Annotated in this window: 23 protein-coding genes and 1 riboswitch; of the genes, 15 read left to right on the top strand and 8 right to left on the bottom strand. The window is 71.6% G+C overall.

Annotated elements, in window-relative coordinates; translation table 11 throughout:
- Window positions 1–38 precede the first annotated feature (38 nt).
- On the top strand, window positions 39–581 hold the full coding sequence (locus ABIC47_RS15410; RefSeq protein ID WP_354481686.1) for a PaaI family thioesterase: 543 nt from the start codon (window positions 39–41) through the stop codon (window positions 579–581).
- Between the two features lie 15 nt (window positions 582–596).
- Here ABIC47_RS15410 and ABIC47_RS15405 read toward each other — a convergent pair whose 3' ends face one another.
- On the bottom strand, window positions 597–2,342 hold the full coding sequence (locus ABIC47_RS15405; protein ID WP_354481683.1) for a long-chain-fatty-acid--CoA ligase: 1,746 nt from the start codon (window positions 2,340–2,342) through the stop codon (window positions 597–599).
- Window positions 2,343–2,352: 10 nt separating this feature from the next.
- A complete protein-coding gene (locus ABIC47_RS15400; RefSeq protein WP_354481680.1) occupies window positions 2,353–3,015 on the bottom strand; it encodes an SDR family oxidoreductase in 663 nt (220 codons plus the stop codon).
- 98 nt (window positions 3,016–3,113) lie between these two features.
- Between ABIC47_RS15400 and ABIC47_RS15395 the strand changes: the two genes are divergently transcribed.
- The 4 genes from ABIC47_RS15395 (at window position 3,114) to ABIC47_RS15380 (ending at window position 5,466) form a co-directional block, all read left to right on the top strand.
- Window positions 3,114–3,416, top strand: coding sequence for a DUF6412 domain-containing protein (locus ABIC47_RS15395; RefSeq protein WP_354481678.1), 303 nt, complete (start codon window positions 3,114–3,116; stop codon window positions 3,414–3,416).
- Between the two features lie 90 nt (window positions 3,417–3,506).
- Window positions 3,507–4,280 carry a YidC/Oxa1 family membrane protein insertase gene (locus tag ABIC47_RS15390; RefSeq protein WP_354481675.1) on the top strand — a complete coding sequence of 258 codons (774 nt, stop codon included), beginning with the start codon at window positions 3,507–3,509 and terminating at the stop codon, window positions 4,278–4,280.
- Between the two features lie 148 nt (window positions 4,281–4,428).
- Window positions 4,429–4,659: a hypothetical protein gene (locus ABIC47_RS15385; protein WP_231374395.1), complete on the top strand. Its 231-nt coding sequence runs from the start codon at window positions 4,429–4,431 to the stop codon at window positions 4,657–4,659.
- Window positions 4,660–4,737: 78 nt separating this feature from the next.
- Window positions 4,738–5,466, top strand: a complete 729-nt coding sequence (locus tag ABIC47_RS15380) for a hypothetical protein (RefSeq protein ID WP_354481672.1) — start codon at window positions 4,738–4,740, stop codon at window positions 5,464–5,466.
- 15 nt (window positions 5,467–5,481) lie between these two features.
- On the opposite strand, the gene ABIC47_RS15375 is transcribed toward ABIC47_RS15380, so the two are convergent.
- On the bottom strand, window positions 5,482–6,486 hold the full coding sequence (locus ABIC47_RS15375; protein ID WP_354481669.1) for an aldo/keto reductase family protein: 1,005 nt from the start codon (window positions 6,484–6,486) through the stop codon (window positions 5,482–5,484).
- A 129-nt stretch (window positions 6,487–6,615) separates the two neighbouring features.
- Between ABIC47_RS15375 and ABIC47_RS15370 the strand changes: the two genes are divergently transcribed.
- The 7 genes from ABIC47_RS15370 (at window position 6,616) to ABIC47_RS15340 (ending at window position 12,241) form a co-directional block, all read left to right on the top strand.
- A complete protein-coding gene (locus tag ABIC47_RS15370; RefSeq protein WP_231371043.1) occupies window positions 6,616–7,890 on the top strand; it encodes a DNA polymerase IV in 1,275 nt (424 codons plus the stop codon).
- Window positions 7,891–7,933: 43 nt separating this feature from the next.
- Entirely contained in the window at window positions 7,934–8,266 is a 333-nt protein-coding gene (locus ABIC47_RS15365; protein ID WP_018190743.1) for a spore germination protein GerW family protein, read from the top strand.
- Window positions 8,267–8,292: 26 nt separating this feature from the next.
- Window positions 8,293–8,403, top strand: a riboswitch (TPP riboswitch).
- Window positions 8,404–8,436: 33 nt separating this feature from the next.
- Window positions 8,437–9,066, top strand: coding sequence for an ECF transporter S component (locus tag ABIC47_RS15360; RefSeq protein WP_354481666.1), 630 nt, complete (start codon window positions 8,437–8,439; stop codon window positions 9,064–9,066).
- A gap of 5 nt (window positions 9,067–9,071) precedes the next feature.
- Window positions 9,072–10,574 (top strand): ABC transporter ATP-binding protein, encoded by a 1,503-nt coding sequence (locus tag ABIC47_RS15355; protein WP_354481663.1) that lies wholly within the window; start codon window positions 9,072–9,074, stop codon window positions 10,572–10,574.
- On the top strand, window positions 10,571–11,350 hold the full coding sequence (locus tag ABIC47_RS15350) for an energy-coupling factor transporter transmembrane component T family protein (protein WP_089875508.1): 780 nt from the start codon (window positions 10,571–10,573) through the stop codon (window positions 11,348–11,350). Before ABIC47_RS15355 ends, ABIC47_RS15350 begins: the two co-directional genes overlap by 4 nt.
- Window positions 11,334–11,966 carry a nucleoside/nucleotide kinase family protein gene (locus ABIC47_RS15345; RefSeq protein WP_354481660.1) on the top strand — a complete coding sequence of 211 codons (633 nt, stop codon included), beginning with the start codon at window positions 11,334–11,336 and terminating at the stop codon, window positions 11,964–11,966. The genes ABIC47_RS15350 and ABIC47_RS15345 overlap by 17 nt, the downstream gene beginning before the upstream one ends.
- Window positions 11,963–12,241 (top strand): hypothetical protein, encoded by a 279-nt coding sequence (locus ABIC47_RS15340; protein WP_018190748.1) that lies wholly within the window; start codon window positions 11,963–11,965, stop codon window positions 12,239–12,241. The genes ABIC47_RS15345 and ABIC47_RS15340 overlap by 4 nt, the downstream gene beginning before the upstream one ends.
- A 39-nt stretch (window positions 12,242–12,280) precedes the next feature.
- Here ABIC47_RS15340 and ABIC47_RS15335 read toward each other — a convergent pair whose 3' ends face one another.
- The 4 genes from ABIC47_RS15335 to ABIC47_RS15320 all read right to left on the bottom strand — a co-directional run bounded on the left by ABIC47_RS15335 (window position 12,281) and on the right by ABIC47_RS15320 (window position 16,149).
- On the bottom strand, window positions 12,281–12,598 hold the full coding sequence (locus ABIC47_RS15335) for a metallopeptidase family protein (protein ID WP_354481715.1): 318 nt from the start codon (window positions 12,596–12,598) through the stop codon (window positions 12,281–12,283).
- Between the two features lie 43 nt (window positions 12,599–12,641).
- Window positions 12,642–13,700: a hypothetical protein gene (locus tag ABIC47_RS15330; RefSeq protein WP_354481657.1), complete on the bottom strand. Its 1,059-nt coding sequence runs from the start codon at window positions 13,698–13,700 to the stop codon at window positions 12,642–12,644.
- Window positions 13,701–13,747: 47 nt separating this feature from the next.
- A complete protein-coding gene (locus ABIC47_RS15325; protein ID WP_018190751.1) occupies window positions 13,748–14,527 on the bottom strand; it encodes an aggregation-promoting factor C-terminal-like domain-containing protein in 780 nt (259 codons plus the stop codon).
- A 353-nt stretch (window positions 14,528–14,880) separates the two neighbouring features.
- Window positions 14,881–16,149, bottom strand: a complete 1,269-nt coding sequence (locus ABIC47_RS15320) for an MFS transporter (protein ID WP_354481654.1) — start codon at window positions 16,147–16,149, stop codon at window positions 14,881–14,883.
- 73 nt (window positions 16,150–16,222) lie between these two features.
- Here ABIC47_RS15320 and ABIC47_RS15315 point away from each other — a divergent pair, with 73 nt between their 5' ends.
- The gene (locus tag ABIC47_RS15315; RefSeq protein WP_354481651.1) at window positions 16,223–16,810 is read left to right on the top strand and encodes an ArsR/SmtB family transcription factor; all 588 of its coding nucleotides are present in this window, start codon (window positions 16,223–16,225) and stop codon (window positions 16,808–16,810) included.
- Here the strand turns inward: ABIC47_RS15315 and ABIC47_RS15310 are convergent.
- Window positions 16,807–17,109 (bottom strand): thioredoxin family protein, encoded by a 303-nt coding sequence (locus ABIC47_RS15310; RefSeq protein ID WP_020074947.1) that lies wholly within the window; start codon window positions 17,107–17,109, stop codon window positions 16,807–16,809. The genes ABIC47_RS15315 and ABIC47_RS15310 overlap by 4 nt on opposite strands.
- A gap of 95 nt (window positions 17,110–17,204) precedes the next feature.
- Between ABIC47_RS15310 and ABIC47_RS15305 the strand changes: the two genes are divergently transcribed.
- A complete protein-coding gene (locus ABIC47_RS15305) occupies window positions 17,205–18,050 on the top strand; it encodes an SGNH/GDSL hydrolase family protein (RefSeq protein ID WP_354481648.1) in 846 nt (281 codons plus the stop codon).
- Between the two features lie 9 nt (window positions 18,051–18,059).
- Window positions 18,060–18,683 (top strand): oligoribonuclease, encoded by a 624-nt coding sequence (gene orn / locus ABIC47_RS15300; RefSeq protein ID WP_029042786.1) that lies wholly within the window; start codon window positions 18,060–18,062, stop codon window positions 18,681–18,683.
- Window positions 18,684–18,708 lie beyond the last annotated feature (25 nt).

Raw genomic sequence — 18,708 nt, 5'->3', positions numbered from 1 at the left:
GCCTGACCTGCGGGCGCCGCGCGTGCGAGGATGACGGCATGAGCGACGCCGGCGCCGAGCAGACCCAGACCCAGACCCAGACCGAGACGCAGACCCGCACTCGCACCGTCCACTGGCAGGACCCGGCTCCGGGCGTCGCCCGGATGCCCAGCATGACCGGGCTGGAGTACCTCCGGTCGATGCTGCGCGGCGAGCTGCCGCCGCCTCCCATCACCGAGCTGATGCGGATGACGCTGGTGGCCGCCGACCCGGGCACGGCCACGTTCGTGTGCGAGCCGGACGAGTCGCACTACAACCCGATCGGGACCGTGCACGGCGGGTTCGTGTGCACCGTGCTCGATTCCGCGCTCGGCTGCGCCGTGCAGACGACGCTGCCGCAAGGTCAGGGGTACACGTCCATCCAGATCACCGTCAACTACCTGCGCCCGGTGCACGCGGGGACCGGTCCACTGACCTGCACCGCGACCGTGACGAAGCCCGGCAACCGCGTCGCCTTCGCCGACGGAGTCATCACGGATGCTGCGGGCAAGACGGTCGCTACGGCGACCGGATCGCTGCTGGTGTTCCCGATCGGCGGCTGACGCCCGACCGCGCGGCTACTTCGCCTGTGCGGCGAGCAGCTGGTCGCGCACCTTGCGGCGGACGACCTTGCCGACGATCGAGCGCGGCAGCTCGTCCACCTGCACGACGTGCTTCGGGACCTTGTACGGGGTGAGGCAGTCGCGGCCGAATGCGCGGATGGCCTCCTCGTCGAAGGATGCGCCGGGCTCCATCACGACGGCGGCGACCACGTCCTCCCCGCCCCGGCGGTGGGGGAGCCCGACCACGGCGATGTCGGCGACGCCCGGGAAGGAGCGCAGGGCGTCCTCCACCTCGGTCGGCGACACGTTGAAGCCACCGGTGACGATGAGCTCCTTGATGCGGTCGACGATGCGGACGAAGCCGTCCTCGTCCATCGTGACGATGTCGCCGGTGCGGAACCAGCCGTCGTCGGAGAACACCTTGGCGGTCTCGTCGGGCTTCCGCCAGTAGCCCGAGAACACCTGCGGACCGCGCGCGAGCAGCTCGCCCTCCTCGCCGAACGGGCGGTCCACCGACGGGTCGTCCGGGTCGGCCACGCGCAGCTCCGTGCTCGGCAGCGGGAGCCCGACCGTGCCCTCGCGGCGGGTGGCACCGACCGGGTTCGCCATCAGCACCGGCGAGCACTCGGAGAGGCCGTAGCCCTCGACGAGGTAGCCGCCGGTCTCGTGCTCCCAGAGGTCGACGATGCCCTGCGGCAGGCTCATGGCGCCCGAGATCGCGATCTGGATGCCCGACAGGGACACCTTCCGCTTCTCAGCCGCCTGCACCAGCCGCTCGTAGATCGGAGGGACAGCGGGCAGGAAGGTCGCCGGGTGCTTCTTCACCACATCCAGCACCAGGTCGGGGTCGAACTTCGGGAACAGCACCAGCCGCGCCCCCATGCTCATCGCGAAGGTGAGGCAGAGGGTGAGCCCGTACGCGTGGAACAGGGGGAGGACCGCGTAGACGACCGACGTGCCGCGCTCGATGGTCGGCACCCAGGCGCGGGACTGCGCCGCGTTCACGTTCAGGTTGCCGTGACTGAGCATGGCGCCCTTCGGCACACCGGTGGTGCCGGAGGTGTACTGGATGAGGGCCAGGTCGTCACGCTCCGGCCGCGGGGAGGACTTCGCGATCCGGCGGGAGGCGACCAGCGAATCCCAGGAGATGGTTCCGGACACTTTCGCGGTCAGCTGCTCGCGGGCCTTGCGCGCCGCCGGGACGGGGAGCCGCAGCGCGAACCGCTTGGAGGCGGGCATCGCGCGGGTGAGGTCGACGGAGATGATCGTGGTGACGCCGAGGTCGGCGGGGAGGTCCTGCACGGTGGCGGCGACCTTGTCCCAGACGATGGCGACGGTCGCGCCGTGGTCCTCGAACTGGTGGCGGAGCTCGCGCGGTGTGTACAGCGGGTTGTGCTCGACGACCACGGCGCCGAGGCGCAGGACGGCGTAGAACGCCGCGACGTGCTGAGGACAGTTCGGCAGCACGAGCGCGACCCGGTCGCCCTTCGAGACGCCGAGTCTCCGCAGGCCCTCGGCGGCGCGCGCGATCTGGTCGCCCAGCTCGGCGTACGTCGTGGTCGCGCCGAAGAACTCCAGGGCGACGTGCTTGGCGTATGTCTTCACCGACTCGTCGATGAGGTGCGAGAGGGACCCGGCGGGCACCTCCACGTCGGCCGGGACGCCGGGCGCATAGCCGGCGATCCAGGGCTTCGTACTGTACGGGAGGTGCTCGGCGCCCGCGGTCGCGGCTCCGTCGCTCGTCGCGCTGTCGGTGGTCACGGCGGCAAGCCTACGCGGAGGCGACCTGCGCCCGCACGGCGTCCTCGATCGGGGTGTCGCCGCCGATGACCTCCCACTGCCGGCCGATCGCCGCCGGCTCGTCGAGCACGACGGCGATGAGGGTGGCGACGTCCTCGCGGGCGATGCTCCCGCGCGGAACGCTGTCGCCGAGCGTGATCCTCCCGGTGCCCTCGTCGGTGGTGAGGCCGCCCGGGCGGAGGATGGTCCAGTCGAGCCCGGAGGCGTGGAGCGCCGTGTCGGCGTCGCGCTTGGCCTCGACGTACGCCTTCCAGACCGAGTCGGCGTCGTCGACAGGAGCGTCGACGCCCCAGGCCGAGACCTGCACGAACCGCCGGATGCCCGCCTTCGCGGCCGCCTCCTGCGACTTCACGGAGCCGCCGTAGTCGACGGTCCGTTTCCTTTCGATGTCCGAGCCTGCTCCGGCTCCGGCGGTGAACACGACCGCGTCGCAACCGCGGATCGCCTCGGCGAGGGTGTCGGCATCCGCCTTCTCGATGTCGACCAGCGCCCCGAGACCGCCGAGGCGGTAGACGTCCTCGGCGTGCTCGTCGTTGCGGACGACACCGACGAAGTCGTCACCGCGGTCGTAGAGCACCCGCATGAGCTGCTGGGCGACTTTTCCGTGGGCTCCGATGATCGCGACTCGAGTCATGACCCCATCCTTCCACCGAGCATCGGCGGGAGGCGACACGCGTCCGCCTCGCGCGAACGCTCTCGGCGTTCGGGCCGGGCTCTGTTACCGTCGTCTGCATGACCGCCCTGCTCGAGCTCCTCGGACGCGCTTTCGCGTCCGCGCTCGGCATGCTCGGCGGCGGCAGCCCCGCCGGCGTCGTCGCGCTGGCCGGTGTGGCCGGCGCCCTCGGCCTCGTTGCGGTTGTGGCTGCCGCGGCACTCCGGTCGGTGGCGGCTCTCGCCGCCTCCCTGCGGGTGCGCTCCGCGTGGTCCCGGCCGATCCTCCCTGTCGCGGGATGGCTCGCCGAGAGCCAGTCGGCTCCGGACGCCGACGGCCGGCCGCGCCCCAGAGCGCCCGGCGTCTCCCTGCCGGTCGCGTAACCGCACCCCGTATCCCGCCACCGGGCGGACGGCGGCGCCTTCGCGACCAGACGCGTCCGCATCCGTCCGAATCGCAGGGATCACACACTCATGGACTTCTTCTCCTGGCCGCCCATCGCGGCCCTCCTCGACGGGGCATACAGCCTCGTCACCGCTCTCTCCACCGCCGTCGAACCGATCGCCGGAACCGCCGCCGGCCTCGTCGCCGTCGTCGTCCTGACGCTGCTCGTCCGCGTCGTCCTCATCCCCGTCGGCGTCAGCCAGGTGCGCGCCGAGTACAGCCGCCGGCGGATCGCTCCCCGCCTCGCCGAGCTGCAGCGCCGGCACAAGGGCGACCGCGAGACGCTCGCCCAGAAGACGATGGAGGTGTACCGCGAGGAACAGGTGTCGCCGTTCGCCGGGATGCTGCCGCTGCTCGCGCAGATCCCCGTCGTGACGCTGCTGTACGCCGTGTTCACGCATCCCACCATCGCCGGGCACGCCAACACGCTGCTCGGGGAGCACGCCTTCGGGGCGCCCCTCGGAACCAGCTTCGTCGGGCTCACCGGCGCGGGGGCCGGGGTCTGGCCGGGGATCCTCGTCTACTTCGGCGTCCTCGCGTTGATCGCGATCGTGACCACGGTGTCCCGACGGGTGCTGACGCTGCCGCAGCCGGAAGGTTCGACGGCACCGGTCGGGATGCTGCGCGCGCTGTCGTTCCTGCCCTATGTGACCGTGGTCTTCGCGGCGTTCGTCCCGCTGGCGGCCGCTGTCTACATCCTCACGTCGACGACGTGGACGGTCGCCGAGCGGTGGACGCTGCGCCGGCTTCTCGATCCGGCGCGCCGTGCCGGGGGTTCGACGCGGCCGACGACGTCGCACTGACCGCAAGCACTGAGCGGTCGCACAGCCCGGGGGTGGCACGATGGACGGCATGTGGAGACGCGCATCCGGAGATCGATCGGCGACGGGCGGGAGTCCGGAGACAACGGGCCGCCGCAGTCCCGGGCTCGGTGTCGGAGTGCAGGTCTACGTGCGTGAGCACGACCCGGCGTCGTCGGACGACTGGATCGGCGAGCCGACGGGCGTGATCATCGCGCCGGGCGACCGCGGGCTGCGCAACGTCTACGGGCCGCAGGACGGCCTGACGACGTGGACGGTGTCGTTCTTCGAGCCCCAGCACCGACGCGACGGACGCGGACCGTACGAGACGGCGATCATCCCGGCGTCGCTCCTCGTGGCCGAGGAACCGTACGACCGCTGAGGTCCCGCATCCTGCCGCTCCGCTGAACCGGTTCGGCACCCACTACCTCGCGGCGCGCAGCGAACCTACAATGTCGGCATGTTCGTCGAGGGCACCCTTCGATGGCAGGTCACGGAGGACTGCCCGTGGGACCTGCTCGTCGCCCTCGCCGTGCGCGAGCTCGCCGGTCTCCACGGCCGGGTGGAGCCCGCGCTCCCGCGACTCGAGCCGACGGTGCTCCCGGTGCTGCACTCCGGGCGGGCGGAGGCCGTGGACGGGCGTAGTGCATCCGCACCGGTGCCGCGCACGCGGCCGGCTCCGTTCATCCATCCCGCTCGTCCCGCCGGACGACCGGCTGCGCCCGCCGCCGACCCGGATGCTGCGCGGGAGGAGGGCGCTGCCGCCCTCGACCGGCAGTGGGAGGCGTGGTTCGAGGTGGCGGCCGACCGGCACCGTCGCCTCACGGCGCCACTGCTGCGGCCTCCGCATTTCGAGGCGTTCGACCGGGTGATCGAGCTGCAGGATGCGGTGATCGCTCACTACGACGCGGCCGCCGGGTGGGCGACGGCGCGGCACGCCGAGTACCTGGTGGACAGCGCCGAGCACCACGCCCGCCGCGCGGCCGACATCGTGGACGTGGTGCGCGAGCGCGAGCACGAGCTCCGCCGTCAGGCCGGGTACTTCCGGCTCGACATCGACGTGCTGCCGCTCGCCGAGAAGGGCACCTGGATCGTCGGCCCGCACACCGTCGTGGTCAGCGCGTCGCTGCGGAACGACTCCGTCGCCTTCCGCGACTGGCTGCGCCCGTTGGTCGCCGCCCTCGTCTGACGCCCGAGCGGCGGATCAGGCCGGGCGCTTGGCGGGGGAGACGGTGAGCGCGGGGTCGGTCTGGGCGACATCCCCGACGGTCTCGTCGATGCGCGCCATGACGTCGCCGGACAGACGCACACCGGCGGCCGCGGCGTTCGACCGCACCTGCTCCGGGCGCGACGCGCCGACGATCGCGCCGGACACGTTCTGGTTCTGCAGCACCCACGCCACGGCGAGCTGCGCCATGGTGATGCCGAGCTCGTCCGCGATCGGCTGGAGCCCCTGCACCGCGGTCAGCACCTCGTCGCGCATGAATCCGCGGATGGCGTCGGCGCCGCCCTTCTCGTCGGCCGCGCGGCTGCCCTCCGGCGCCTGCTGTCCCGGCTTGTACTTGCCGGTGAGCACGCCCTGGGCGACCGGCGACCAGACGATCTGCGAGATCCCGAGCTCGCCCGAGGTGGGGACGACCTGCTTCTCGATGACCCGCCACAGCATCGAGTACTGCGGCTGGTTCGAGATGAGCTGGATGTTGAGCTCCTTGGCGAGCGCGTGTCCCGCGCGCAGCTGGTCGGCCGTCCACTCGCTGACGCCGATGTAGAGGGCCTTGCCGGCGCGGACGACGTCGGCGAACGCCTGCATCGTCTCCTCGAGCGGCGTCTCGTGGTCATACCGGTGCGCCTGGTACAGGTCGACGTAGTCGGTGCCGAGGCGCTGCAGCGATCCGTCGATCGACTCGAGGATGTGCTTGCGCGAGAGCCCGACGTCGTTGTGGCCCTTGGGGCCCGTCGGCCAGTAGACCTTGGTGAAGATCTCGAGGGAGGCGCGGCGCTGGCTCTTCAGGGCGTCGCCGAGCACCTGCTCCGCGACCGTGTTGGCGTACGCGTCCGCGGTGTCGAAGGTCGTGATCCCCACGTCGAGGGCGGCGTGCACGCACTCGGTCGCCGTGTCGTTCTCGACCTGCGAGCCGTGGGTGAGCCAGTTGCCGTAGATGATCTCCGAGATCTTGAGACCGCTGTTGCCGAGGTACCTGAATTCCATGCCCCCAACGTACGTCGCAGAGTCCGCGAAGTGCACGTCGTGGTCGCTATTCGCCGGTTTTAGGCGCCACGACGTGCACTTCGGCGGAGGAGGGTCCCGCGTGTCGGCGGCGGGTGAGAAGCTGGAGTCGTGGGACGAGCGGATGGCAGCCAGCGGCAGGTGAGCGCGGCCGACGTCGACGACTCCGAGTCCGCCATCCTGCATGTCGACATGGATGCGTTCTTCGCGTCCGTCGAGCTGCTGGAGCGCCCGGACGCCCGCGGCAAGCCGGCGATCGTCGGGCATGCGGGCGGCCGCGGCGTCGTCACGAGCGCGACGTACGAGGCGCGGCGGTACGGCGTGCGCAGCGCGATGCCCATGTCGCAGGCGCTCCGGCTGTGTCCGAACGCGATCATTCTCCCGCCCCACTACGACCGGTACACCGAGTACTCGGCGAAGGTGATGGACATCTTCCGGGAGGTCACGCCGCTGGTGGAGCCGCTCAGCATCGACGAGGCGTTCCTCGATGTCTCGGGCGCCCGCCGCCTGCTCGGGTCGCCGCGCCGCATCGCCGAGCTGATCCGGTCGCGGGTGCAGGAGGAGACCGGCCTGACCTGCTCGGTCGGGGTCGCGGCGACGAAGTTCATGGCGAAGCTCGCCTCGGGCCGCGCCAAGCCGGACGGCCTGCTGGTCATCCCGCGCTCCGAGACGCTCGCCTTCCTCCGCCCGCTCCCGGTGGGCGCGCTGTGGGGCGTCGGTGCGAGCACGCAGGCGTCGCTGGAGCGGATGGGGCTGCTTACGGTCGGCGACCTCGCGGACGCCCCGCTGCACGTGCTCCAGAAAGCCGTCGGAGACGCGAGCGGCCGCAAGCTCCACGAGCTCGCGAACGGCCGGGACGACCGCGGTATCGTGACCGAGTCGCGCGAGAAGAGCATCGGCCACGAGAACACCTTCGGCACGGATGTCGGCGACCTCGACGTCCTCCGCCGCGAGTTCCTGCGCTTGTCGGGCCGGGTCGGCGAGCGGCTCCGCAAGCACGCGATGATCGCCCGCACCGTGTCGATCAAGGTGCGGTTCTCCGACTTCCGGACGATCACGCGGTCGCGCACGTTGGCGGAGCCGACCAACGTCGGCAGGCGCCTGTTCGAGGAGGCGTGGGATGTGTTCGGCGCCCTCAACCTCGACGTGCGGCAGACGCCGCTGCGGCTCATCGGCGTCCGCGCGGAGCAGCTGCTCGATGCGGGCGGCGACGCGGTCGCGCTCTGGGATCCGGACGAGGAGTGGCGCGAGACCGAGCGCACCCTCGACGCGGTGAGCGCGCGGTTCGGCCGCGGGATGATCGGACCGGCCTCGCTGGTGCGCCGTGCGCGCGACGCCGACGAGGAGGAGCGCGACGGCCGCAACCCGAAGTACGTGAGCGACTGAACGGGCCTGGTCGCACGGGAAGCCGGGGGCTACGCTCAGGCGTATGACGAACATCTCGCTCAAGCTCGCGGAGACGCTCAGCGCCTCCGGCATCAAGTCGGTCTACGGCGAGCCCGTCGTCGTCGACGGGACCACCATCGTGCCGGTGGCGGCCGTCCAGTTCGGTTTCGGCGCGGGAGTCGTGGGCGAGGGCGGCGAGGACGCCCCCGGCGGCGGTGGCGGCGGCGGATGGGCCGTGCCCTTCGGCGCGTACGTCTCCGACGAGACCGGGGTCCGGTTCCGTCCGAACCTGATCACGCTGCTGGCGATCGGCATCCCGTTCGTCTGGGTGGCCGGTCACGCCTGGTCGCGCGTGATCCGCGCGCTCAAGAAGTAGCACCGTGCCCTCAGCGGACTAGTATTGGGGGCGAACACGGGAGTCCGGTGAGCCGGGCTGAGAGGAGACTTCTCCAAGTCTCGACCGTCGAACCTGATCTGGGTCATGCCAGCGCAGGGAGGCCATCTCACATCCCGTGCCCTGTTTCGCTGAATGAAAGGGCACGTCCAGTGCATGCAACCATCACCTCCTCGTCCACCGGCGCGCGTTCGCGCGTCTTCCGCTGGCGCGTCGTCGACATCGTCGTCGCCAGCGTCGTCGCCGTCGCGTCCGGCGTCGTCTTCTGGGTCTGGGGCATCGTCCAGAACCCGATCTCGGGCCCGGTCGGGGCCGTCCTCCCGGGCTTCCAGGGCATCCTGAACGGCCCGTGGCTGTTCGCCGGGGTACTCGTGGCACTCATCGTGCGGAAGCCCGGCGCCGCGCTGTTCGGCGAGGTCGTCGCGGCCACCGTCTCAGCGCTGATCGGCACGCAGTGGGGATTCGCGACCCTGCTCTCCGGCGTCGTGCAGGGACTCGGCGCCGAGATCGTCTTCGCGCTGTTCCTCTACGCGAACTGGCGCCTCGTACCCGCCCTCCTGGCCGGCGCCGGCGCCGGGATCGCCGAGTCGATCCTCGACCTCCTGTACTGGTACCCGGGGTCCAAGCCGGAGTTCGCGATCACGTATGCGATCACCACGACGATCTCGGGCATCGTGGTCGCGGGCCTCGGCTCGTGGCTGCTCGTCCGTGCACTCGCGAAGACGGGGGCGCTCAGCCGCTTCGCCGCGGGCCGCGAGTCGCGGACGGCGTCGCGGGCCTGACGGCCGTGGAGTCGGGACTGACCGCCCCAGCCGGGGTCCGGGTCGACGGGTGGGGCTGGCGTTACGCCGGACGGGACGCCTGGGCGGCCCGCGGGGTCGATCTGCGGATCGAGCCGGGGGAGCGCGTGCTGCTGCTCGGCGCGTCCGGCGCGGGCAAGAGCACGCTCCTCGCGGGCCTGGCCGGTGTGCTCGGCGGGGATGACGACGGCGAGGCCGAAGGGTCGCTGACCGTCGGCGGCCGACCGCCTGCGTCGGCGCGAGGGACGGCGGGACTGCTGCTGCAGGATCCGGACGCCCAGGTCATCCTCGCCCGGGTCGGCGACGATGTCGCCTTCGCGTGCGAGAACCTCGGGGTGCCGCGCGACGAGTTGTGGGCACGCGTCCGGCGGGCGCTGGGCGATGTCGGCCTCGACGTGCCGCTCGACCGGTCGACGAGCCAGCTTTCAGGAGGTCAGAAGCAACGTCTGGCGCTGGCCGGGCTGCTCGCCATGCGGCCCGGCCTGCTGCTGCTCGACGAGCCGACCGCGAACCTCGACCCCGACGGGGTGCTGGAGGTTCGGGATGCGGTTCGCTCGGCCCTCGACGCCACAGGCGCCACCCTGGTCGTCGTCGAGCACCGCGTGGCGGTGTGGCGCGACCTGGTGACGCGCGTCGTGGTGCTCGGGGCCGACGGCGGTGTGCTGGCCGACGGCGAACCCGGCAAGGTCCTCGCCGATACGGCCGGAGAGCTGCGGCGCGCCGGCGTGTGGCTGCCCGGTACGCCGGTGCCACGCTCGTCGTCCGTCGCCGAGGGCGCCCCGCTGCTGACCGCGCGGTCGCTGGTGTTCGGTCGCGGGCCGGCCGTGACGCGGGGCCGGAAGCGCGGGCGTCCGCCGGTCGGTGTCCCCGTCGGGCGTCCGGTCGATGTGGACGTCCGCGAGGGCACGGCGCTGGCGCTGACCGGAGCGAACGGAGCGGGCAAATCGACCCTCGCGCTGACCCTCGGTGGTCTGCTGCCGCCACTCGGCGGTGCGCTCGTCGCCGAGCCGGAGCTGGCGGCCGGAGCATCCACCGATCCGGCGACCTGGCGCTCGCGCGAGCTGCTCACCCGCATCGGGAGCGTCTTCCAGAACCCCGAGCACCAGTTCATCGCCTCCACGGTGCGGGACGAGCTCGCCGCGGGGCCCCGTGCCCTGCGGCTGGCGGCCGACGACGTCGAGCGCCGAGTTGACGAGCTGCTCGACGGGCTCGCGCTGACCGACGTCGCCGACGCGAATCCGTTCACGCTGTCCGGCGGTCAGAAGCGCCGGCTGTCGGTCGGCACCGCGCTTGCGACCCGGCCACGCCTCCTGGTGCTGGACGAGCCGACCTTCGGTCAGGACGCGCGCACCTGGGACGGCCTCGTGCGGATGATCGCCGACCTGCGGCGGGACGGTCACGCCATCGTCGCGGCGACGCACGACGCCGAGTTCATCGAGGCCGTCGGTGCCGCGGCACTCCGCCTCGACGTCGCGGAGGTGCGCGCATGACCCTGCTGCAGCCGCTCCGCACCGGCCCGCTCGCGACGCTCAATCCTGTCGCGAAGCTGGGCGCGGCGCTCATCGTCACGGTCGCCCTGCTCCTGTCGATCGACCCGGTCTCGGCCGGCGTCGCCCTGGGGCTGGAGCTCGTCCTGCTGACGCTCGCGCGCATCCCGCTCCGCTCCGTCGTCGTGCGGACCGCCCCGGTGTGGATCGCGGCCCCGCTCGCCGGGCTCACGACCGTGCTCTACGGGCAGACGTCCGGCACCGTCTACGTGCAGTGGTGGGCAATCGAGATCAGCGACGGCTCGATCGCCCTCGGCGTGGCGACCGCCCTGCGCGTGCTCGCCATCGGCCTGCCCGCGGTGCTGCTGTTCGTCACCATCGACCCGACCGACCTGGCGGATGGATTGGCGCAGCTGGTGCGCCTGCCCGCGCGTTTCGTGATCGGCGGGCTCGCTGCTCTCCGTCTGGTCGGACTGTTCGCGGAGGACTGGCGTGCCCTGACCCTGGCGCGCCGCGCGCGCGGCGTCGCGGAGTCGGGCGCCTTCCGCCGCTTCCTCGGGCAGTCGTTCGCCCTGTTCGTGCTGTCGCTGCGCCGCGGCACGAAGCTGGCGACGGCGATGGAGGCGCGCGGCTTCGGCGCGCCCGGCACGCGCACGTGGGCGCGCCCCTCCGTCTTCCGCGGGCGCGATTGGGCCGCCCTGGTCGTCGCGGCGCTGGTCGCCGGGCTCGCGATCGCGGCGGCCGTCGCAGCGGGGAGCTGGAATGCACCGCTCAGCTGACGACCCGATCGGCGTGCTCCGCTCAGCCGTCGCACGGGCCGTCGCCGACGCGACGAGCGCCGGCCGGACCCCGATCGTGCTGATCGACGGACCGAGCGGCGCCGGCAAGAGCACCCTCGCCGACCTCCTCATCGCGCGCTGGCCGGCGGAGGGGCGCCCGCGGCTCGTGCGCATGGACGACCTGTACCCGGGATGGGACGGCCTCGATGCGGGAAGCGAGGCGCTCGGCCGTGACCTCCTCGAGCCGCTCCGGGCGATCGGCGCGGGCAGCTGGCGGCGCTGGGACTGGGCGGGCCATCATCCGGCCGGGGTCGAGCTGGTGGCCGGCGGCGAGCCGCTCGTGGTCGAGGGATGCGGCACGCTCTCGCGCCGGAACGCCGCCTGCGCGGACCTGACCGTCTGGCTGGAAGCGGACGACGCCCTCCGCAAAGAGCGCGCACTCGCCCGTGACGGTGAGACGTTCGCGGCGGAGTGGGACCGCTGGCAGGCGCAGTTCGAGCGCTTCGTCGCCCGCGAGCATCCGCGTGCCGCCGCGAACCTCGTCCTGGACGTGACGGGACTCGACCTGCCGGGTGGGATCACCGACGTCCGATCGGGTACTACGGTGGAGTCATGACCGACGCACGACAGGACCCCGAATACATCGTCGAGTACGCCGACGGGCCGCTCGTCGGCCAGAGCGACCGCCGCTTCCTCGTGGACGGCAAGGTGGACGAGCGCATCGGCGTGATCGCCGCCGTCGAAGGCCTGGAGTCGACGTTCTGGTACGTCGCGGGCGAGGAGCGCGAGGTCGAGGGCCAGAAGCTGGTGTCGTACCACTTCGACGCTCCGGACTCCGACCCGGTGGAGGCCGACAAGGAAGACGAGTCGATCTTCGGGAACGGCGCCTGACCTCCCGCTGAGTCCCGTGGGCTGCGCCGGCCGTCCTGGCTAGGCCCAGCCCAGCTCGTGCAGACGCTCGTCGTCGATGCCGTAGTAGTGGGCGATCTCGTGCACGAGCGTGATGTGGATCTCGTCGCGCAGTTCGTCCTCATCGGAGCTGATCGCGAGGAGCGGCTCTCGGTAGAGCACGATGCGGTCCGGCATCTCGCCGAAGCCGTACGTGTCGCGCTCGGTGAGGGCGACACCCTCGTAGAGACCGAGCAGGTCGAGGGAGCCGTCCTCCGGGCGGTCCTCCACGACGAACACGACGTTGTCGAGGCCGTCGACCATCTCATCCGGCAGTTGATCGAGCTCGTCAGTGACCATCGCCTCGAAGGCGTCCTGGTCGAGGTCGAGCGTCACGCGCGGCTCACCACGCCTCGGCGACGGCGGCGTGGAGGTCGAGCAGCCCGGCCGTGCGCTCGCTCGGGCCGCGGCCGAACCCGCACTCCGTCGCGACGCCGAAGCGGGGCTGCGCGGTCGCGGCCGCCTGCGCCCGGCGACGCGCGCCCTCCACGCCGTCCTCGTGATGCAGAAGCCCGAGGTACAGCTCGGTCTCCGCGGGCACCACGACGTCGGCGAGCGGGGCGAAGTACGCCGCGTCGTCCCGCTCGATCGGCACCGGGAGGTGCACCCACGTGACGGGGCGCGGAGCGGCGTCGAGGATGCCGTGGAGCACCGCGGCGAGACGCCCCGCATCGGTGGGCTGAACGAAGTGCTGCTCCTCCACATCGCCGTAACAGAGGTGATAGCCGAGCTGCACGTCGGCGGGCACCGCCGGGGCCTGCCGGACGGCGCGCTCGACGACGCCGGCGAGCACGTCGCCGCCGAACCACGACGGCATCCGCCCTTCGAGCAACGCGAACTCGACGGCGGTGTCCCACTGGATCGCGAGGTCGTCGTGCGGGATGCCGTCGAGGATGCGCTGCAGCTCGCCGAAGAGTGCCCGCTCGTAGGCGGGTTCGACAGCGGCGCGGTCCTCCGGCACGATGAACGGCCCGACCACGCCGGCCGGTGTCGGCAGGGACACCTGGAAGCGCACGCCCGCCGGGATGACGCCATCCTCGCGGAGGCTGCGGAACACCCCGTACGAGTCGAGAGCCGCCTCTGCATAGCCGAGGTCGGGGAAGACGAGGTCGTCGGCGGACACGCCCTCATCGAGATGGAACGGGCGCGGGTCGAACACGCCGCGCAGCAGCGGCGCATCACCGGGGATGCGCGAAAGGCCGCTCATCGTGTCGAGGCGGCCCGTCTGGAACTGCACCCAGTAGAAGCGTTCGCCCACCTCGCCGTCCGGGATGCGGCGCATCCGGTCGCCGAGATGGGCGTTCACGGTGCGGAACACCGTCTCGGCGTCCGGCAGGTTGACGCTGCCGACGAGATGGGCTCCGCGGATGGCGGGGGAGGCGGGGGCGTGCTCGGTGCTCACTCGCGCGAGTCTACCGGCGGCCGCCGGCCGCCTCCCCGGCTCTCAGGTCAGTACCAGTTGACGGCCTCGGAGTGGCCCCACGCGGCGCACGGAGTTCCGTACCCGCGGGAGATGTAGTCGAGTCCCCACTTGATCTGGGTGGTGGCGTTGGTCGCCCAGTCGGTTCCGAACGACGCCATCTTGCTGCCCGGGAGGGCCTGCGGGATGCCGGTCGCACCGCTGCCGGGGTTGGACGCCTGGTAGTTCCACTGCGACTCGCGCTGCCACAGCTGCTCGAGGCACTGGAACTGGTCGGCGCCCCAGCCGTACTGGCTGGCGGCGAGGCTCGCGGCCGTCGCCTTCGCCCCCGCCGGAGTGTTGGCGTTGGCGAGAGCGGCTGCGGCAGCAGCGGCGGCCTCGGCGGCACGGCGGTCGGCCTCGGCGCCGGCGGCGGCCAGGGCGTCGGACGCGGCCTGGGTCGCCACGATGCTGTCGCGGAGGGTGTCCTCGTCGAGCTTGGTGTAGCCGCTCAGGCCGGCGATCGCGGTCTTCGCCGCCGACGCGTCGGCCTTGGCCTGGTTCGCGTTGACGGTGGCCTCTGCTCCGGTCAGCGTCGTCTTCGCCTGGCGCTCGAGACGGTCGCGCACGATCGAGTCGTAGACGGAGAGCTGCTCGTGGCGCATCCCGGTGGCCTCCGAGAGCTCGCGGGTCTTCCGCTCGCTCTCCTGCTGCTGGGCCATCGCGGGGGCGAGGAGGCTGGCGCTGACCAGCACGGCGGCGGCACCGGAGACGATGCGGCCGAAGGGGATGGGACTGCTCTTGAGGGTGGTACGGAGAGAACTCAGCATGCTTTTCCTGGATCGGGCTTCCCCGCCTGTCGCATGGCGACGCCGTGGGCGTCCATGCGACCGGACCGTGTGTTTTCGGGTGGTCCTGCGGGCTGACTGCCGCGCGGCACGCGCGGAAGCGCCTCGTGGACCCGTGGTCCGGAAGGCGCGGCATGCGGCGCGGGTGTGCCGGGCGTGGGAAGGGCTGCGTGTCCAGGGCGACGCCGGGGGACGTCTCAGGTTGGGGGCCTTACGGGTTCGGGGCCTGGATGCGCGCCTGCGCGGCACGGACGGCTTTCACTGCCGTCGGTAGAAGACCCTAGGCGCTGTTTCTGGACGGTTCGGGCATGGATCCTGGCAAAGTCGTGTACGCGTCAACGACCTGTCGGCGAGTCGGTCGGAGCCTCCGCGCGCTCCTCGGCCTCCACCACGGCTTCTGCCGCATCCATGCGCCGGTCGGTGACCCAGAGCATCGGGATGAGCTGCAGCACGACCAGGATGCCCATCACGAGGAAGACCCAGCGCACGCCGAAGACCTGACCGATGAGTCCGCCGGCGAGCGCGCCGAGCGGCATCGTGCCCCAGGCGAGCAGGCGGTACGCGCTGTTGACGCGCCCGAGAAGTCGGGTGGGGGTGACGCGCTGCCGCAACGAGACGGTGATCACGTTCCAGATCGAGACGGTGACGCCCCCGATCAGCATGCCCGCCGCGATGACGAAGGGGTTCGTGGTGAAGAACGGCGTCGCGACGGTGAAGAGGGAGCCGACGATGGTCAATGCGAGGCCGCGCGCCCGTCCGAGCAGGCGCTCTGCGGGCTCCGCGAGGAAGGTGCCGAGCACGCTTCCGACGGCCGACGCCGTCAACAGCAGCCCGTATCCCGGGTCGGTCAGCTTCATGGCCGACTGCGGGCCGACGGCGTACAGCACGAACACGGTGAAAACGGCGGAGCTGGCGAAGTTGAAGACGCCCACCATGATTGCGAGCGTGCGCAGCAGCGTGCTGCGGCGGAGGAAGCGGAGGCCCTCGGCGATGTCGGCGCGGATCGTCGTGCGCTCTGGGCGATCGGCCCGGTAATGCCCGCGGACGAGCAGCAGCATCCCGATCGCCGCGAGCCACAGCAGGACGGGCGCGCCGAACGCGAGTGCGACACCGGTTGCCACGAGGAAGCCTCCGAGCGGAGGGCCGACGAACTCGTTCGCGGTCAGCTCTGCCGCGTAGAGGCGCCCGTTCGCCCGGGAGAGGCGGTCGCGCGGGACGAGCTGCGGCAGGATCGACTGCGACGACGTGTCGTACACGGTCTCCGCGACGCCGATGCAGATCGCCGCCGCGTACAGCATCCAGATGGACCCGATCCCGGTCAGCGTGGCCACCGTCAGGAAGGCGAGGAAGAGCGCGCGGGCCGCGTTCGCGACGAGCATCAGGCGCCGGCGATCCAGCCGGTCGGCGAGCGCTCCGGCCGTCAGCGCGAACAGCAGCCAGGGGAGGGTGAAGGCGAACGTGAGGCCGGCGATGATCGCGGGGGAGTCGGTGTAGCGGATGGCGACGAGCGGCAGTGCGACCTTCATCACGCCGTCGGCGAGGTTCGAGAGGCCTGCCGACGTCCATAGCTTCCAGTAGCGTGCCCCGAGTCCGTTCGCGGTCATACGGCAAGGGTTGCACAGTGATTGAGAAAACTCAATCGATGGATGAAATTGCAATCCACGCTAAAGTCGGAGCGTGACCGACGAAGCCAGTACCGACGCAGGACCGGACGCGAAGCGCCGCCCGGCGACGCCGCAGGAGCTCAAAGCCCTGTCGCATCCACTGCGTGTGCGCATCGTGCGGCTCTGCGGCGACCGCGAGCTCACCAACAAGCAGCTCGCCGACCGGTTGGGCGTCGACCCGGGCACTGCGTACTACCACGTGCGCCAGCTGGTCGACGCGGGGTTCCTGGAGCCGGCGGAGGTGCGGACGGGGGAGACGGGCGCTCTCGAGAAGCCCTACCGCTCCACCGGGCGGACCTGGTGGCTGTCCGTGCCCCTGGAGGACCTCGACCTGAGCGACGGCTTCGCGCCGGTGGATGCGTTCCAGCAGGAGCTCGCCGAGGCCGGTCCCGCATCCATCGCGACGTACGCGCGCTTCTCGCTGCATCTCTCGCCCGAGGATGTGGCCGAACTCGACCGGCGCATCGTCGCCGTCATCGACGAGTACGTGGAGACCGACGCCGAGCGGCGGCACCTGCCCGCGCACGGCGGGCTGTTCCTGCTCCACAGGACGGCCTCCCCGGCCGACGATGGGGGAGAGGACGCGGGAAAGGCGTCCTAGAGCGCCGTCGCGGCGGCCGCGAGCACCTGCGCGAGGGTCGGAACGCCCTCCGCGCGGAAGACCTCGGTGCCGTCCGGCGCTTCGACGATCACCGTCGGGGTGGAGCGGATGCGGTCGCGCTCGGCACGCTCCAGGTTGCGTGCCACATCCAGCTCGGTCACCACGATCCGCGGCGCGAGTCGCGTCGCCTCGGCGAGCACGGCACGCGTCTGCATGCACGGCTCGCAGAAGGCGGACGTGTAGAGAGTGAGCTGCGCCTTCCCGGTGACCTCCGGGACAACGGCCGGTGTCGAATCCACACCGTCAGTGTACGTCCGGGGAAATCGGGGCGACGATCGCGCGGTGCGGGCCGTCGGCGCCACCGCTGTGCGGGCGGGACCAACAGAATCGTCCCGTGAGCCGAACGACCTTCACGCGCTACGTCGCCCTCGGAGACTCGCTCACCGAGGGCCTCTGCGACCGCGCCCCGGGGCAGGCGGACGCCTTCCTCGGCTGGGCCGACCGCCTGGCCGGCATCCTCGACGGCGACGCCCGGCTCGCCGGTGCCTCGCTGGAGTTCGCCAACCTGGCCGTGCGCGGCCGCCGCATCGCCGACGTGGTGGATGCGCAGATCCCGCACGCGCTCGACCTGCGGCCCGACCTCGTCTCCGTGATGATCGGCGGGAACGACCTGATGAGCCCTGCGGCCGACCCGGACGCGCTCGCCACCCGGCTCGAAGCGGGCATCCGCGACCTCCGGGCCGCGGGGACGACCGTCCTGCTCGCCAACATCTTCGATCCGCAGTTCGCCTTCTTCCTCAAGCCGTTCCGCGGGCGCGCGGCCGTCTTCAACGCGAACATCTGGAGCATCGCGCGGGATCAGCGCGCGATCGTGCTCGACGTGTGGGGCGTGCGCGAGTTCCGCGACCCGGCGATGTGGGCGTCCGACCGCGTGCACCTGAGCACGCGCGGTCACCGGCTGCTCGCGGCGCAGGCCGCCCACGCGTTGGGCGTGCCGTACGCGGAGGTGAGCGGGCCGGAGACGACGGTCGCGCCGGAGGCGACGGCGCCGATGCCGCCCGACTCGGTGCCGTTCCGGACCTGGTTGCGGGTGTACGCCATCCCGTGGATCGCCCGGCGGGTGCGGCACGTGTCGACCGGCGACGGGATGGGGCCGAAGCTCCCGGTGCCGCAGCGGGTCGACTTCGGGGCACTGGCAGCGGGTTCGGGTCTGTCCGGGGGTGTCGGGGGCCAGCATTAGACTCCTGTTATGGCTACTTCCTCGGATCGACTGGTCTGGATCGACTGCGAGATGACCGGCCTCGACCTCGAGGTCGATGAGCTCGTCGAGATCGCGGTGGTCATCACCGACTTCGAGCTGAACGTGCTCGACCCCGGTCTCAGCATCGTCATCAAGCCCGACGACTCCGCGCTCGAGAACATGGGCGACTTCGTTCGGCAGATGCACACCACCTCGGGCCTGATCGAGGAGATCCCGAACGGCAAGAGCCTCGCCGAGGCCGAGTACGAGGTGCTCGAGTACGTGCTGAAGTTCGCGCCGACCGCACGGACGGCCCCGCTCGCCGGCAACACGATCGGCACCGACCGCATGTTCATCGCCAAGTACATGCCGCGGCTGGACAACCACCTGCACTACCGCAACGTGGATGTGTCCTCGATCAAGGAGCTCGCTCGCCGCTGGTTCCCGCGCATCTACTTCAACGCCCCGGAGAAGAACGGCGGCCACCGGGCGCTCGCCGACATCCTCGAGTCGATCCGCGAGCTCGACTACTACCGCTCGGCCGCGTTCGTCGCTCCGCCCGGGCCCACCACGGAAGACACCCAGGCGCTGGCCGCGGGCGTGGTGGAAAAATGGGCTCCCCGCATGTACTAGAATCGACGAGTTGCTTCGGTCGATC

Source organism: Leifsonia sp. 563 (genome assembly GCF_040545055.1).
Taxonomy (GTDB): domain Bacteria; phylum Actinomycetota; class Actinomycetes; order Actinomycetales; family Microbacteriaceae; genus Leifsonia.
Note: the sequence above shows the minus strand (reverse complement) of the source record. Positions and strands in the feature narration are given on the sequence as shown.

What these genes read in the sequence shown, in the direction of transcription:
- ABIC47_RS15410 (WP_354481686.1), top strand. Translation starts at nt 39, where the DNA reads ATGAGCGACGCCGGCGCCGAGCAGACCCAGACCCAGACCCAGACCGAG.
- ABIC47_RS15400 (WP_354481680.1), bottom strand. Translation starts at nt 3,015, where the DNA reads ATGACTCGAGTCGCGATCATCGGAGCCCACGGAAAAGTCGCCCAGCAG.
- ABIC47_RS15395 (WP_354481678.1), top strand. Translation starts at nt 3,114, where the DNA reads ATGACCGCCCTGCTCGAGCTCCTCGGACGCGCTTTCGCGTCCGCGCTC.
- ABIC47_RS15390 (WP_354481675.1), top strand. Translation starts at nt 3,507, where the DNA reads ATGGACTTCTTCTCCTGGCCGCCCATCGCGGCCCTCCTCGACGGGGCA.
- ABIC47_RS15380 (WP_354481672.1), top strand. Translation starts at nt 4,738, where the DNA reads ATGTTCGTCGAGGGCACCCTTCGATGGCAGGTCACGGAGGACTGCCCG.
- ABIC47_RS15375 (WP_354481669.1), bottom strand. Translation starts at nt 6,486, where the DNA reads ATGGAATTCAGGTACCTCGGCAACAGCGGTCTCAAGATCTCGGAGATC.
- ABIC47_RS15365 (WP_018190743.1), top strand. Translation starts at nt 7,934, where the DNA reads ATGACGAACATCTCGCTCAAGCTCGCGGAGACGCTCAGCGCCTCCGGC.
- ABIC47_RS15350 (WP_089875508.1), top strand. Translation starts at nt 10,571, where the DNA reads ATGACCCTGCTGCAGCCGCTCCGCACCGGCCCGCTCGCGACGCTCAAT.
- ABIC47_RS15345 (WP_354481660.1), top strand. Translation starts at nt 11,334, where the DNA reads ATGCACCGCTCAGCTGACGACCCGATCGGCGTGCTCCGCTCAGCCGTC.
- ABIC47_RS15340 (WP_018190748.1), top strand. Translation starts at nt 11,963, where the DNA reads ATGACCGACGCACGACAGGACCCCGAATACATCGTCGAGTACGCCGAC.
- ABIC47_RS15335 (WP_354481715.1), bottom strand. Translation starts at nt 12,598, where the DNA reads ATGGTCACTGACGAGCTCGATCAACTGCCGGATGAGATGGTCGACGGC.
- ABIC47_RS15325 (WP_018190751.1), bottom strand. Translation starts at nt 14,527, where the DNA reads ATGCTGAGTTCTCTCCGTACCACCCTCAAGAGCAGTCCCATCCCCTTC.
- ABIC47_RS15320 (WP_354481654.1), bottom strand. Translation starts at nt 16,149, where the DNA reads ATGACCGCGAACGGACTCGGGGCACGCTACTGGAAGCTATGGACGTCG.
- orn (WP_029042786.1), top strand. Translation starts at nt 18,060, where the DNA reads ATGGCTACTTCCTCGGATCGACTGGTCTGGATCGACTGCGAGATGACC.